The organism is Gracilimonas sp., assembly GCF_017641085.1.
Taxonomy (GTDB): domain Bacteria; phylum Bacteroidota; class Rhodothermia; order Balneolales; family Balneolaceae; genus Gracilimonas.
Map to the genome: position 1 here is coordinate 1,270,339 of NZ_JAEPPI010000001.1, position 14,849 is coordinate 1,285,187.

The 14,849-nt window shown below is 42.1% G+C and carries 18 protein-coding genes and 1 tRNA gene; 17 read left to right on the top strand and 2 right to left on the bottom strand.

Annotated features, from left to right (window positions below; all coding sequences use genetic code 11):
• The first annotated feature begins 120 nt into the window (after nt 1–120).
• The 14 genes from JJ941_RS05500 to crtI all read left to right on the top strand — a co-directional run bounded on the left by JJ941_RS05500 (nt 121) and on the right by crtI (nt 9,561).
• Nucleotides 121–492: a hotdog domain-containing protein gene (locus tag JJ941_RS05500; RefSeq protein WP_255135749.1), complete on the top strand. Its 372-nt coding sequence runs from the start codon at nt 121–123 to the stop codon at nt 490–492.
• An 8-nt stretch (nt 493–500) separates the two neighbouring features.
• A complete protein-coding gene (locus tag JJ941_RS05505) occupies nt 501–848 on the top strand; it encodes a taurine dioxygenase (RefSeq protein WP_290962661.1) in 348 nt (115 codons plus the stop codon).
• Between the two features lie 9 nt (nt 849–857).
• The gene (gene galE / locus JJ941_RS05510; protein WP_290962662.1) at nt 858–1,868 is read left to right on the top strand and encodes a UDP-glucose 4-epimerase GalE; all 1,011 of its coding nucleotides are present in this window, start codon (nt 858–860) and stop codon (nt 1,866–1,868) included.
• A 60-nt stretch (nt 1,869–1,928) separates the two neighbouring features.
• A tRNA-Leu gene (locus JJ941_RS05515) sits at nt 1,929–2,013 on the top strand.
• Between the two features lie 42 nt (nt 2,014–2,055).
• Nucleotides 2,056–2,301 (top strand): GIY-YIG nuclease family protein, encoded by a 246-nt coding sequence (locus JJ941_RS15285; RefSeq protein ID WP_366069232.1) that lies wholly within the window; start codon nt 2,056–2,058, stop codon nt 2,299–2,301.
• 357 nt (nt 2,302–2,658) lie between these two features.
• Nucleotides 2,659–3,243 (top strand): hypothetical protein, encoded by a 585-nt coding sequence (locus JJ941_RS05520; protein ID WP_290962663.1) that lies wholly within the window; start codon nt 2,659–2,661, stop codon nt 3,241–3,243.
• A gap of 108 nt (nt 3,244–3,351) precedes the next feature.
• Nucleotides 3,352–3,585 (top strand): cold-shock protein, encoded by a 234-nt coding sequence (locus JJ941_RS05525; RefSeq protein ID WP_290962664.1) that lies wholly within the window; start codon nt 3,352–3,354, stop codon nt 3,583–3,585.
• A gap of 5 nt (nt 3,586–3,590) precedes the next feature.
• Nucleotides 3,591–3,917, top strand: a complete 327-nt coding sequence (locus JJ941_RS05530) for a hypothetical protein (RefSeq protein ID WP_290962665.1) — start codon at nt 3,591–3,593, stop codon at nt 3,915–3,917.
• Between the two features lie 168 nt (nt 3,918–4,085).
• Nucleotides 4,086–4,547: an acyloxyacyl hydrolase gene (locus JJ941_RS05535; protein WP_290962666.1), complete on the top strand. Its 462-nt coding sequence runs from the start codon at nt 4,086–4,088 to the stop codon at nt 4,545–4,547.
• Between the two features lie 7 nt (nt 4,548–4,554).
• Entirely contained in the window at nt 4,555–5,085 is a 531-nt protein-coding gene (locus JJ941_RS05540) for a peptidylprolyl isomerase (RefSeq protein WP_290962667.1), read from the top strand.
• A gap of 72 nt (nt 5,086–5,157) precedes the next feature.
• Nucleotides 5,158–6,636 (top strand): hypothetical protein, encoded by a 1,479-nt coding sequence (locus JJ941_RS05545; RefSeq protein WP_290962669.1) that lies wholly within the window; start codon nt 5,158–5,160, stop codon nt 6,634–6,636.
• Nucleotides 6,637–6,754: 118 nt separating this feature from the next.
• Nucleotides 6,755–7,327: a peptide-methionine (R)-S-oxide reductase MsrB gene (msrB, locus tag JJ941_RS05550; RefSeq protein WP_290962671.1), complete on the top strand. Its 573-nt coding sequence runs from the start codon at nt 6,755–6,757 to the stop codon at nt 7,325–7,327.
• A 95-nt stretch (nt 7,328–7,422) separates the two neighbouring features.
• Complete coding sequence (locus JJ941_RS05555) at nt 7,423–7,956, top strand: PH domain-containing protein (RefSeq protein ID WP_290962674.1); 534 nt, start codon at nt 7,423–7,425, stop codon at nt 7,954–7,956.
• A gap of 126 nt (nt 7,957–8,082) precedes the next feature.
• The gene (gene crtI / locus JJ941_RS05560) at nt 8,083–9,561 is read left to right on the top strand and encodes a phytoene desaturase family protein (RefSeq protein ID WP_290962676.1); all 1,479 of its coding nucleotides are present in this window, start codon (nt 8,083–8,085) and stop codon (nt 9,559–9,561) included.
• Nucleotides 9,562–9,568: 7 nt separating this feature from the next.
• On the opposite strand, the gene JJ941_RS05565 is transcribed toward crtI, so the two are convergent.
• Entirely contained in the window at nt 9,569–10,081 is a 513-nt protein-coding gene (locus JJ941_RS05565) for a metallophosphoesterase family protein (protein WP_290962678.1), read from the bottom strand.
• A 103-nt stretch (nt 10,082–10,184) separates the two neighbouring features.
• Between JJ941_RS05565 and JJ941_RS05570 the strand changes: the two genes are divergently transcribed.
• The gene (locus tag JJ941_RS05570; RefSeq protein WP_290962680.1) at nt 10,185–11,201 is read left to right on the top strand and encodes a glycosyltransferase family 2 protein; all 1,017 of its coding nucleotides are present in this window, start codon (nt 10,185–10,187) and stop codon (nt 11,199–11,201) included.
• Nucleotides 11,202–11,387: 186 nt separating this feature from the next.
• Here JJ941_RS05570 and JJ941_RS05575 read toward each other — a convergent pair whose 3' ends face one another.
• The gene (locus tag JJ941_RS05575) at nt 11,388–13,349 is read right to left on the bottom strand and encodes an aconitate hydratase (protein ID WP_290962682.1); all 1,962 of its coding nucleotides are present in this window, start codon (nt 13,347–13,349) and stop codon (nt 11,388–11,390) included.
• Nucleotides 13,350–13,425: 76 nt separating this feature from the next.
• Between JJ941_RS05575 and JJ941_RS05580 the strand changes: the two genes are divergently transcribed.
• Together JJ941_RS05580 and tnpA are read left to right on the top strand one after the other, a co-directional pair.
• Nucleotides 13,426–14,043 carry a hypothetical protein gene (locus JJ941_RS05580; protein WP_290962684.1) on the top strand — a complete coding sequence of 206 codons (618 nt, stop codon included), beginning with the start codon at nt 13,426–13,428 and terminating at the stop codon, nt 14,041–14,043.
• Nucleotides 14,044–14,183: 140 nt separating this feature from the next.
• Entirely contained in the window at nt 14,184–14,630 is a 447-nt protein-coding gene (gene tnpA, locus JJ941_RS05585) for an IS200/IS605 family transposase (protein WP_290962686.1), read from the top strand.
• Nucleotides 14,631–14,849: the final 219 nt, after the last annotated feature.

Sequence of the window (14,849 nt, forward strand, 5' to 3'; positions counted from 1 at the left end):
AATAATATTAGTTCTTCGGATTGTCCAATAGAACTTTTTAATTCTTGATGACCAAAAGAGATTATTTCATTTCTTCAATATGCTGTATCTTCAAATGTAGCAATAAAGAACGAAGATATAATGAGATTTTTTAGCCGAAAGTTGATCAAGCCCCAGGACCTGAACGCACATGGAACCCTTTTTGGAGGTTCTGTTTTAAGTTGGGTTGATGAAGAAGCCGCCATATATGTACTGTGCCAGCTGGGTAAAAGTAACATTGTGACCAAATATATGTCTGAAATCAACTTTGTCAATTCCGCAAAGTTGGGCGAAGTTATTGAGATTGGCATGGAAACTGTTAAATTCGGACGTACTTCCATTACCGTTAAGTGTGTGGTACGAAATAAATTCAGCAAAGAAACCATTATCAGCATTGATAAAATTGTATTTGTTCATCTTGATGAATTTGGGAAACCATCGCCCCATCATATCGAAGAACCTGTTAACGAATAACTCCGACCTTGAGTAGCAATAATAAATTAGTTGATTTTTCGGGCCTGTCTGATATGCTCTATGGAGAGGAAAAGTATATCAAGGAATTTGCAGAAGCCGCCATTTCTTCCTTCAGCGAGTTCTCAGAGAACTATAAAAAGTTTTTACTGGCACGGGATGAAACTAATTTTAGAAAAGCGGGACACAAAATTAAGCCGGTAACTCAAATGCTTGGTCTCGAACAAATACTTGAGGAATATGAGCATGCAAAAACACTCATCTGGGATGAAAAACCCCAGAACGAATTAGAAACTTCAGCTGATAAAGTTCAGCACATCTGCTCGGAAGTCATTAAAGAATTAGAAGAAGAAACTTAGGCTATTTTCATGAATGTATTGGTAACAGGGGGAGCCGGCTATATTGGAAGTCATACGGTTCTGGAATTGTTAAATGAGGGACACCAGGTCATCGTGGTTGACAATCTTTCAAACAGCAGCGAAGAAGCGCTTAAAAGAGTTAAAGACATTACAGGGAAACAACTCACGTTCTATAAAGAAGATCTTCTAAACAAAAACGCTCTGGATAAGATTTTCTCGGACCATGAGATAGACTCAGTGATTCACTTTGCAGGATATAAAGCTGTTGGTGAATCTGTAGAGAAGCCGCTGATGTATTATGACAATAACATTACCAGCACTCTCTATTTGTGCGAATTGATGAATAAGCATGGGGTCAAAAACATTGTTTTCTCTTCTTCTGCTACGGTTTACGGGGATCCACATGAAGTCCCTATTACTGAAGACTTCCCCCTTTCGGCAACCAACCCCTATGGGCGTACCAAATTATTTATTGAATACATTCTCAAAGACCTTCACCTTGCTGATGAGTCATGGAACATTGCTCTGCTTCGTTATTTTAACCCGGTAGGAGCGCACAAAAGCGGTTTAATCGGTGAAGACCCCAATGATATTCCCAACAACCTGATGCCTTTTGTGTCTCAGGTTGCGGTAGGCAAATTAGAGCAGCTTTCTGTTTTCGGTGATGATTACCCTACTCCGGACGGAACGGGTGTTCGGGATTACATCCACGTAGTAGATTTAGCCATCGGTCATTTAAAAGCCCTGGAAAAACTGACTTCTGATCCCGGCCTGGTTATTTATAACCTGGGCACCGGGAAAGGAACCAGTGTTTTAGAAATGGTAAAAGCCTTTGAAAAAGCATCCGGCAAGGAAGTTCCCTATAAAATCACCCCACGCCGGCCCGGCGATATCGCTGCTTGCTATGCTGATCCTTCCAAAGCCGAAGATGAACTTGGCTGGACAGCTGAACGAGGAATTGAAGAAATGTGCAGAGATGCCTGGAAATGGCAATCAGAGAATCCTAACGGCTACAAATAAAAAGTAAAACTGCTTTGTTATTTAGTAGTTACTACCCTTATCTTTGAAGTCTTCAAAAAAGCCAAAGTGGCGGAATTGGTAGACGCGCGCGACTCAAAATCGCGTTCCTCCGGGAGTGAGGGTTCGAGTCCCTCCTTTGGTACCATCAAAGCCTTGCAGATTTCTGTAAGGCTTTTTTTATTGCCAGATGTTTTACGTTTACGCCATATCAAGTGTTGATCGGAATTATATCTATGTCGGCTTAACAGATAATCTAAACCGGAGAGTTAGCCAACATCAAAAGGGGTACGAGAAAACTACCAAGCCCTATGCACCATTTCGACTTATTCACTCCGAAGTTTTTGATACCAGAGAAGAAGCGCGAAAAAGGGAAAAGTATTTAAAATCCGGTTCCGGGAAAGAATTTCTGCGGTCAGTAAGAGATAACCTTTAGTTATAGCATGTTCCTTCGGGAGTTCGGGCCTGCCTGCCGGCTGAGGCAGGTTCGAGTCCCTCCTTTGGTACCATCAAAGCCTTGCAGATTTCTGTAAGGCTTTTCTTTTTTTCGGAAACCCATCACTTTCTCCCCACCGAAAGTGCAATCATCTTGGGTGATAATTTATTCCGGATGTTATTGAAAAGAACCTCTAACCGGGAACAAATATCTATTTCTGAAGTACATCCGGCTTAGCAAATACGCGATACACCCTATTTCTGAATCTGTTTAAATATTAATTATTTATAACAAATCTGTAACACCAATGGGTTGTGTACACTCTTGTAACAAAAAGAAATCAAGGAAGGAGCAAACATGGTCAAGTATTTAGTTTTCTGTGTTTTTGTAGCGGCTGGTTACATTGTCTATACCAATTTTCCGGTAAATCACGGCCCGGGCATTACTGCAAAAGAAGGACCTGAGATAAAGCGATTAACATGGCAGGAACCCTTTTCCTTTAAAGGAGCTACACTGACCCCAAAAAAAACCATTGAAGCCGAAGTCCGGATTATCAAAAGAAAGCGTTATTTCTTTGACAGTTTTTCCCGATACTCCCCGGTGGATGCTGTGGTAGGCTGGAATCAGCTTTCGGATGAACGCAACCTGGATTACATCTTCTTTACGCTTGATGACCGAACTCACGATGTGGACCTTACCCGTCCTCCAGTAGAAGTTTCTACCATCTACCAGGAAAGTGATTTATGGCATTTCATTCCCTCTTCAGCATCTGTAGAAGAACAGCTTAAACAACTCCGGGATGGACATATTGTAAAGCTGGAAGGACTCTTGGTTGATATTGACCATGACGAAGGATTCGGTTACCAAACGGCTACTGAAGTTTCAGGCAGATACAATGATAGCGGATTCGCCATCTGGGTAGAGAAATTTCACATCCGATAACTTAATTCAACTTCCTATTGATTGTATTATCCTCAAAAATTATTTTCAGGTTCAATCATAGGGAGCATAACTCCTTGTGAGTTAAATATTAAAGTTAATCGGGTAGTTATGTCAGAAAAACAAAAGGGTACGGTAAAGTGGTTCCACAATACCAAAGGTTATGGGTTCATAAGTACGGAAACGGGGGAAGATGCCTTTGTTCACTATTCAGAAATTCAAGCTGATGGGTTTAAGAAATTACGCCGTGGTGAAGAAGTGGAATTTGTTTTAGATGAAGGCGATAAAGGATTGCACGCCAAAGAAGTAGTATCCTTAACTCCTGTTGAAGATCAGGTGGAATAATTTATATGGCCTGGCTAAAAGATGCCTACTTAGATGTTATCGTTTTATTGTTGATTGCTGTATTTGCGGTATATACCAATAACATTCTGGAAGTAGTTTTATGGGTATATACCGGTCTCTTACTTTTAAGTAAAGTAATCGCTTTTTTCATGCCCGCCCTCCAGAAAAAGGCCGACCAAACGGAAGCACCTCCTCTATTCTATCATTTAATTTACGCGCTCACAATTGCGATATTTCTTTATATTGCGAAATATTATCTGGCTATTGCCTGGGCTTTAATTTGGTTAGCTTCATTTATTAGTTCGGCAAAAAAGTCAAAAAAGAAATCATAACTTTAGGTATCGCCATTTTTGAAGTTCGCGATTAAATTACTTTTTCCTGCCTTATTTTTATTCTTTAGTTCTGCAGCACAAACCAGTGTTGCACAAACCACAAATTCCGAATACAAAAGAGCAAGCTTTACCCTTTGGGCGGGCTATTCATTTAATTCTGTTCGTTTTTTGGGAAAAACAGAAAACTCGCAAACTCAGATTTTTGGTATTGGCCTTCAAAGACCTGTTAAAGAATATCCCCAAAACAAAGCCATTTGGTACACGGCTGACCTGATTCCATACATTCACTTCAATTACCCCAAAAGAGATGAAAATAACAGAATGGTCTCTCGAAGTGGGTTTGGGTTATCCCCAGTAGGCTTTACCCTTATGGACAATACTCAAAAACGCCTTACTCCTTATATCCGAACCACCGGTGGCATGATATTTATGGAACGTAATTTCCCAACTGATGGTGCAAGAAAGCTAAATTACACCTTCGATATTACACTGGGTGCAAATTTAAGATTCAATACTTTTGCAATGATATCCTTTGGTTATAAATTTCATCATATTTCGAACGCCGAAACAGGCAACGAAAATCCGGGGCTGGACTCTAACTTTTTGTTTTTAAAATTTTCAATTCAATAGAATCAACATGTCGCTGAAAGCAATCATCAAAACTAGCAAAGGAACTATAAACGTTAATCTATTTTCGGAGAGGGCTCCAAGAACGGTGGCTAATTTCGTGAATCTTGCCTCCCGTGGTTTTTATGACAACCTGAAATTTCATCGGGTGATTAATGACTTTATGATTCAAGGTGGATGCCCCAACGGTGATGGTCGTGGTGGACCGGGATACCGTTTTGAGGATGAGTTTCATGAAGAGCTGATCCATGATGAACCAGGTAAACTCTCCATGGCTAATGCCGGCCCAGATACCAATGGAAGCCAGTTCTTCATCACTCATGTCGCTACCCCTTGGCTGGATGGCAAACATGCTGTTTTTGGTGAAGTTGAATCAGAAGGTGATCAGGATGTAGTTGATGCTATTTCATCCGGAGATAAGATTGAATCGATTGATATTGAGGGCGAATTTGAAGAGTTGCTCAGAAAAATCGATGAAGTGCAGTATTGGAATGAAAGCCTGGACGAACAATTTGAGAATCTGAGGCCGGCCGCCGTTTAATTTCAAAATGCTGTAAACTTTTCGAAAGTCTATTCGTAGTGGTTGCAAAATAATCGCATCAACCTTATCACTATGCAACGACTGTTACTATTTTCCATTTTTTCGTTAGGACTTCTATTCTCTCCAAACTATTCCTCAGCTCAGGATAGCGGTGAATATGACGAGCTCAAATACCGGAAATGGCGAGTCACCCTCTTCCCTCCTTTAAGTACAAACTGGACTAACGCACCGGATTATACGGCTCGTTATTCCATTAATATATTAGGTGGTTATCATGGAGGTTTAGATGGTGGTGAAATCGGCGGGCTCATTAATTACAATAAGTACTATGCCCATGGTTTTCAGGTTGCCGGTTTAGTTAATGCCACAGGAGGTGATATGGCCGGGGTAAACATTGCAGGAGCCTTGAACCTTTCGAGCGATGAAATGTCGGGGATACAGTTTTCAGGCCTTGCCAACATAGCCGGGGAAGATCTTGAAGGTATTCAGGGAGCCGGCGGCTTTAATATAGCCGGTGGCAATTCCAGTGGATTGCAGTTTGCCGGTTTAGGGAATATTGCCAAAGGTGATATTGAAGGCTTGCAAGGCGCAGGAGGCATAAATGCAGCCTGGGGTGATATTTCCGGGTTACAGGCAGCAGGAATTGCCAATATAGCCCGGGAAGATGTGGAAGGACTTCAGGCAGCCGGGTTTATGAACTTTGCCGGATCCGATATTTCCGGCTTGCAAGCATCAGGAGCAGCCAATATTGCTCTGGGTGATATTGAAGGGCTTATGGCTACCGGAGGGGTTAACATTGCCAAAGAAAATGCCAGTGGTTTATTCGCCGCCGGGTTGCTCAACGTAGCCAATAATGTTGAAGGACTTGTTTTCTCAGGTGGAGCCAATATTGCCAAAAACTTAGAAGGGATACAGTTCGCAAGCTTATTGAACTTTTCGGAAACCGCTACCGGAGTTCAAATCGGACTTATAAATCTGGCTAAAGATTTTGAAGGTGTTCCGGTTGGTCTGATCAGCTTGTACGGTAATGGCCGAAAGAATGTGGATGTTCGCTTTTCTGATGGTGGATTCACTGATATCGGATTAACCCTTGGCACCTATCGTGTGTACAACTCCGCCATTTTCGGCTACAATACCCTTTTAGACAGAGATGCTTACCGAGTTGGGCTCGCCATAGGCCTTGAAAAGAACATCAACGATTCCTTCCAAAACTGGAAAGATGAATCCATGTATGTGAATCAAGAATTTGCTTTTACTCATCAGTTTGAGGATGAATGGTCCCGAAAATTAAATATGATCTATTCCTATAAATTTCTGGTAGGCAAGCGATTTGGAAATGGCTTCTCACTCTATGGCGGACCTACTTTCAACGCCCAAATCACCCGTGTAAATGCAGCTGAAGATTATACGTGGTACAGTTTATGGTCACCAGAGTGGAAAGGAAGAGATTACCGGTTCTGGGTTGGATTTACGGCCGGAGTACGTCTATTCAAACAAAAAGCAGTACCCCGCTTCAAAGATGAATTCAATAACTGGGACATTGACTGGTAACTGATTATGGCCGTGAATTTAATTCCGTAAGATTATCCGCTTTCATCAAATCTAAACTAAAAATACGTTCGTACTGTTAAGCAGCTCTAAACAGACAAACTAATTAACTTTGGATTTTATGAAATACGCAGTCTTAATTATAGCGTTCATGGCCATTATCGCTACCGCTCTCCTGTCAATAAATGCTGAAGAACCCCCGGCTAATATTCATCAACATGATTTAGAACAAGCAGGTATTGAGATGGTAGCAGCACGCCAAGACACCATGCCTGAAGAGGATTATCCGTTCAAAAAATCGGAAGCAGAATGGAAAGAAATTTTGACCTCCAAAGAATATCGCATTCTGCGTGAACGCGGCACGGAACTCCCCTATGTAAACGAATATGATGACAACAAAAGGGAAGGAATTTATGTGTGTGGAGGTTGCGGACAAAAGCTGTATAGCTCTGAACATAAGTACGACAGCGGAACAGGCTGGCCAAGTTTTTGGAAACCTCTGGCAGATTCCCTTGTAGGTGAACGAGAAGATAACAGCTTTTTCATGACCCGCACTGAGATTGTATGCTCAAACTGTGGCGGTCATCTTGGTCATGTTTTCGATGACGGGCCACAACCTACCGGTTTAAGGTACTGTATGAATTCTGCGGCTATGGATTTCATCCCAAAAGACGAAATTTCAGCTGATGAATAAAAAGCCGGCTGCGTTGTTGGAAATCTTTGCAACTATTTAGATTATAAGGCGTCTTGAACAGGATGCCTTTTTTATTGGAAAACAAATTTTACAGCATGACATCTAAAGCCACTATTCTACACGAAGCCAGTTTCAGCCCAAAAATCAAAAATTATATTTTGTGGTACGGGGTATTAATTTGCTTCCTTACCGTTGTTATGATCCCCCTTATCCCCATTTGGCTGATTGTCGCATCATTCTATCTGAGTAAGTACTTTGAGCGCCTTGAGTGTGAGCTAACCACCCGCTCCCTCCGATTTAAGAAAGGATATATTTTTCATACCGAGCGAACCATCCCGCTTGATAAAATTCAGGATCTGACCTTCAAAGAAGGTCCTTTGTTGAAATATTTCGGGCTTAGCATTTTGAGGATTGAAACTGCCGGTAGTTCAGCTCAAGCCGGACCGGACCTTTCCCTGATTGGCATAGTTGATGCCTTCGATTTTCGAAGCATGGTTTTGGATCAGCGAGATAAAGTAACGGACACCCAGGGTTCGGGTTCTGCGAATGAAAGCGCCGATTCATCCATCGAGATCCTTAAAGAAATCAGAGATTCTCTGAAACGCATTGAAGGTAAACTACCGCAATAAGTTTTAGGAAGTTGGAATTTTGGTTACCCGCACGTGGTTTTACTTCCAAATAAAACAACACATTCCATTTCGTTTCTATAAGTCTATTTTCAGTGCCATGAATCTCCCCAAAAAGCTCTTTAAAGCATGAAGATATCTGTTATTGGTGCCGGTTTAGGGGGATTGTCAGCCGCTTGTTTACTTGCTGCAAAGGGACATCAGGTCACTATTTTTGAAAAGAATGAGAATACCGGGGGGAAGATGAATATTATCGAGGTTGATGGATATCGGTTTGATACGGGCCCCAGTCTTTTAACCATGCCATTCATCCTTGAGAAGTTGTTTGAAGAGTGCGGAACCGACCTGCATGATTATCTCTCGTTAGAACCCTTAGATCCCATCTGCAGGTATTTTTATCCGGATGGAACTGTTTTCAACAATTATGAAGACAAAGAAGCAACAAAGGATGAAATCATGGCTTTTGCTCCCCAAGATGCAGACTCATATCCGAAGTTCTTAGAATATGCCCGGTCACTTTACCAAAAAACAGCGGATGCATTCATATTCAACCCTTTGTTTGGCTTTAGCGACCTGAAAGAGTTAGACCTCCTGAGTTTCTTTGGCATTGATGCCTTTACAACAGTTAGCAAGCGAGTGGATAGTACCTTTGAATCGCCATACCTAAGAAAATTCTTTAAGCGCTTTACCACATACAATGGTTCTTCCCCTTTCCTTGCTCCGGCAACCCTGAATGTAATTCCACACGTGGAAATAAATCAGGGTGGGTATTATGTGAAGGACGGATTATACAAAGTGGCCGAGGCGTTGACCACATTGGCTGAGGCGCTGGGTGTTGAATTCTTGTTTAATGCTGAAATTACTTCCATTGAAGTTGATCAATCCAAAGCAAAAGGCATTAAGCTACGTACCGGTAAAAATGTTGAGTCTGATTTAGTGATATCAAACAGTGATGCTACAGAAACCATGGCTCACCTTTTGCCGGGTGACTCGATTTCCAATCGAAAGAAAGAAAAAGCAAAATCTATAGAACCCTCCTGCTCCGGTTTTGTGCTGATGCTGGGTACCGACAAAAAATTCGAGCAGCTGGTTCATCATAATATTTTCTTTTCGGAGGACTATAAAAAAGAGTTCAAACAGATTTTTGAAGAGAAAGTGATGCCCGATGATCCAACTATCTATATCGCAAACACATCGTACTCCGATCCACATCACGCCCCCGAGCATGGATCCAACCTCTTTATTCTGATAAATGCTCCGTATCTGTCAGACCACTACAACTGGGATGAACAGGCAATGTCTTATGGAGATAAAGTGATTCGGGAACTAGAGCAGCGAGGACTTGAGCATCTTTCTGAACATATTCAATTCAAAAAAACCATTACCCCGAATGACTTCTACGAAATATACCGGTCAAATAAAGGAAGCATTTACGGGACTTCATCCAACAGTAAGTTCTCTGCCTTTCTTCGCCCCAGAAATAAGTCCCGTGAAATAGAAAAGCTTTATTTTGTGGGCGGCTCCACACACCCCGGTGGCGGGATCCCTTTGGTGGTGCAGTCTGCGTTTAATGCTGTGGAGTTGATTGAACGTTATGAAACTACCTAAGTAAAAGTTACTCTGCCGCTTCCTGTTCAACATCCAGGTTAATCACTTCTACGTTGTGCAGTTTCCCTTCTATAATCTGGAAGCGAATTACGGTTCGTTGTGATTGAAAGCCTTGTTTGCCGGCAGCTCCCGGATTCATGTACAACATTTTATTTAAATCCTGATCGCGGGAAATGCGAAGAATGTGAGAGTGGCCGCACACAAAAAGTTCAGGAGGATTGGTTTCCATTTCCTGACGGATAGGAAGGCAATAACGTCCGGGAATTCCCCCGATGTGCGTCATCCATACTTTCAGTCCCTCCCTCTCAAAACGCTGATGCAATGGATAAACCTGACGAATGTCTTCCCCATCAATGTTTCCATAAACACCAACAACAGGGGCGATTTTTTGAAGTTCCTGAGCTATAGACAGGGTTCCAAAATCTCCGGCGTGCCAGATTTCGTCGCAGTCCTCGAAATACTCGAATACCTGAGGATCGAGGTAATTATGCGTATCTGAAATTAGCCCTATTTTGATCATACTTTTTGTATCATCTTAGTACTCCAACAAAGCGGAACAAGAAACTACATTTTTCAATCTCGTTCCACCAATTTCGAAACAATAGCAAAATTTTATTCATTCATTGAAGAGTTTCAGCATTATTATCGTTACCTGGAATGCCCTTGAGCACCTCAAGAATTATCTGCCATCGGTAACCGAAACAGACTATCCTGAATTTGAAATCATCATTGCCGATAATGCCTCAACCGATGGTTCCAAGGAATGGATTAAGTCAACGTATCCTGAAATTAAAATTACCAGCTTCGACCAAAACTACGGCTATTGCGGAGGAAATAACAGAGCTGTTCCCTTTGCTGAAAAAGATCTTCTACTATTCCTGAATAACGACGTTAAAGTTGAGAAAAACTGGCTGCAAGGAATCAATGATATATTTGAGAAAGACGAGAAAATGGCGGCCGTTCAACCCAAGATGAGAGCAGTCGAACAACCGGAACATTTTGAGTACGCCGGGGCTGCCGGGGGATTCATGGATAAATACGGATACACCTTTTGCCGGGGACGAATTTTTAATGAAGTAGAACGGGATGAAGGTCAGTATGATGATTCCCCCAACCTATTCTGGGCTTCGGGTGCTGCACTCGCCATCCGAAAGGATCTTTTTATAGAATCCGGTGGATTTGATGAGGATTTTGAGTTCCATATGGAAGAGATTGATTTATGCTGGCGACTTCAGAACCAGGGGTATAGAATCGGTTACGCTCCCGAGAGTTTAGTCTATCATCTGGGGGGCGGTTCATTGCCAATGGGATCTCCACGTAAAGTGTACTACAACTTCCGCAACAGCCTCTTTATGCTATGGAAGAATTATAGTTCGGCCAGCTTACGAAAGAGGTTTTTACTTCGGTTGATATTGGATGTTATCGCCGCTTACAAAGCGCTCCTGTCCGGAAAACCCAAAGAATGGTGGGCCGTAGCTAAAGCCCATCTGCATTTTGTAAAGGACTTTTTCAGGGTGAACCGGAAGCGAAAAAAACTTCAATCCCAACGAACTATCTCGCATGATCCGGATACCATGCTGGATATCAGTCTCATTTGGCAGCATTTTGCCAAAGGTGTTAAACGCTTTCGTGATCTATAGTTTTAAGGGAGATTTTCGCTAAGGCTATTCCGTTGCTACCGAAAAAAGTGATCCTTAGATCACCTTTTCCTACCTCTTCTGTCTTCTCCTTCAACATTGAGAAGATTTAGGTGAGGCCGGAGTACAGGCTTGGACTTTTGAGCTAAACACCTGCACACTATCAAATAAATCACCTTTATTTTACCATTAAGAAGCTTTTCTCTTCTTGAATGAATTGATCACTCCTCCATCCAGAACTGCCTGTCGCTGTCGGTCACTTAGCGTATGTTTCACTTCGTATTCGGTTCCTTTGGTCACGTTGACCAATTTGGCCGTATTCCCACTTTCTATGCTTGCACGGATGTTTTCAACTTTAAGCACATCTCCCTGCTCAATGTCATTGTAATCTTCTTCGCTTGTGAACTCAAAAGGCGGAATACCGAAATTCACCAGGTTCTGCCAGCCTATTCGAGCATAACTTTTTGCAATCACAGCTCTTTGGCCAAGATAACGGGGAGCAATAGCTGCGTGTTCACGACTGGAGCCCTGTGCGTAATTTTCACCAGCGATAACCACGTGCCCACCATGTTCCTCTTTGGCTTTCATCGCCCGGTCGTGAAAGTTTTTATCGACAACATCGAGCGTGAACTTACTGATCTCGGGGATATTGCTTCTGAATGGCAGCACTTCGGTTCCTGCACGCAGTATTTCATCGGTTGAAATATCATCCCCCATTTTCAGCAGTACCGGAACTTCAAAGTCTTCCAGTTCACCAAAATTTGGCATGCTTGAAATGTTTGGCCCTTTCTTAATTTCACCCCGCTCCTCTTTGGGCTTTGGCGGAGTCAGCATGTCGGTATTTACAATAACTTCTTTGAGCGGAGTGTATTTTGGATACTCCATATTAAACAGCTTCTCAAGATCTCTCGGATCGGTGATTTTGCCTGTTAAAGCCGAAGCTGCGGCCGTTTCCGGGCTCACAAGAAATACAGAATCTTCTGGGGTACCTGAACGATCCGGAAAGTTGCGAGGCACCGTTCTCAGACTATTTTGACCGGTGGCCGGGGCTTGTCCCATTCCAATACATCCGTTACAACCGGCCTGGTGAATTCGGGCCCCGGATTGCACCAGGTTAAACATCACATCATTCTTAACCATGTTCTCGATAATCTGCCTGGATGTCGGGTTGATATCAAATGAGACGTTATCATTCACTGTTTTACCTTTAACGATTTCAGAAGAGATCCAAAAGTCGCGATATCCGGGATTTGCCGATGAGCCAATGTAGGATTGATAAATATCTTTACCCTCTACTTCTCGCACTGGCACCACATTACCCGGAGAACTTGGCAGGGCAATCAGCGGTTCTACATCATCCAGAATGAGTTCTTCATACTTATCGTATTCTGCTCCTTCATCGGCGAGGAGTTCAACGTATTCATCACCCCGTTTTTGGGTCTCCATAAAGCGACGGATTTCCCCATCGGCCGGAAAGACCGTTGTTGTAGCACCCATTTCGGTGCCCATATTGGCAATCACGTGACGGTCCATGGTATCAAGATTCTTCAACCCTTCCCCGAAATATTCTATTACATAGCCGGAAGCGCCATCTACATCGTAGCGGCGGAGCATTTCCAGAACCACGTCTTTGGCACTGACCCAATCTTTTAATTCACCTTTCAACTCAACCCCCAGCACTTTGGGCATTTTTATAAAAAGTGGTTCGCCTGCAATCGCAAAGGCCACATCCAATCCTCCCGAACCGATGGCCAACATGCCCATACATCCTGATGCCGGTGTGTGGCTATCAGAACCTGCCAGGGTTTTGCCGGGGATTGCAAAGCGCTCGGTCTCTATAGGATGACTCACTCCGTTTCCCGGGCGGCTAAACCACATTCCAAATCGTTCAGCTGCTGATTTCAGAAATACATGATCATCAGGATTCTTAAAATCAGACTGTATCAAATTGTGATCTACGTATTGACAGGAAATCTCAGTTTTGGCTTCGTCCAGTTCCATGGCCTCCAATTCCAACATAACCATGGTGCCGGTTGCATCCTGCGTCAGGGTTTGATCGATTTTAAGCCCAATTTCTTGTCCGGGCACCATCTCCCCTTCCACCAAATGACTTTGAATTAATTTCTGAGTTACGTTAAGTGGCTTGCTCATATCTATTTACCGATTGTTGAAATTGTGAATTATCGCTACTATCACAACTTCATGAGACGCAAAAAGATTCAGATTCGTGAACATTGATTTTGAACTTTACTTTGAGAAAGCCTTACCGGTCATAAAAAAATGGTGGTTTTCGGTGGTTTGTATTCCATTTTGTTGGGTATTGGCCGAACAGTTTTGGATGGCTCTGAAGTGGGAAATCTCCTTTTCCTGGAACTATCCCTATCCTTTCTTTCTGTCACCCTTTTTCTTTTTTATAGATAATTTTCTGTTGATTGTCCACGAGGCCGGCCATACCTTATTTGGTTTTATCGGCGGCAGGTTTATCACCATTCTTGGGGGAACACTTTTTGAAATACTGCTTCCCTTCGCCATATTCGCCTTTGGGTGGTACAATCAAAAACGATATGTAGCTCAAACCGGGTTACTTCTCACCGCTTTTGCCTGGATTGAGTCGGCAGCTTATGCAGCCGATGCCATGGATCGACGAATGCCGCTGATCGGAAATCTTCCAAAATCTTCTCATGACTTTTATAACCTCTTCTCGATGAAAGGAGTACTGACAGAACACATGACTTACGCCTGGGTTATGTATTGGATAGGAATCCTGACGCTGCTCCTTTTTTTTATTTGGCCGCTTATTGAACGAAAGCAATATGAGTATGTGGATATAGAAATGGATGTATGATTATTCTCATACATATTAAAATTAAACCATTAGTTAAAGGATAATCCTGAAAGGATTGAACATGAATAACTCCGGGTAAAACCCGGAGCAAAGGGTACACGCATAACAAAAACCCCAACGGGGTTAAATGGACCAGGAAAATGAGCACTTATACACAATTACTATATCAAATTGTTTTCAGTACCAAAAATAGGCAACCGGTGTTGACCAAAAAAAACAGAAAAGAGCTTTATAAATACATTTGGGGCATACTCAAGAATAAGCAATGTCATTTATATCAGATTAATGGGGTTGAAAACCATCTTCATATAATTACTCATATTCATCCGACTGTAGCTATTTCTACTTTAGTTAAAGACATAAAATTGGCTAGTAGTAAGTTTATAAAGCAGAATCAATTGTTTACTGATTTTCAAGGTTGGCAGTCAGGCTACGGCGCCTTTACATATTCAATAAAGGCCAAAGATCAATTAATTGAGTATGTGAAAAACCAAGAAGAGCATCACAAACATTGTACCTTTTTAGAAGAATATAAAGCTCTTCTCAGTTACCATGGTATTTCTTTTGATGATCGTTATTTCCCCTAATCATTAAACCCTTTTAGGGTTTATATATCCTTTCACTTTAGTTCCACAGGTTACGTTTCACTTTACCTGTGGCTATTTACATTTAATCCCTTCGGGATAAATAAAGTGTTGGCTTGATTCAAAATATTGATGTTACCTTGAAAGGGTTTAAATACAAATTTCTCCCTATTACATTAACCGCCTCAATTATTATCTTCAAACAGAGTAATCAAATTATTT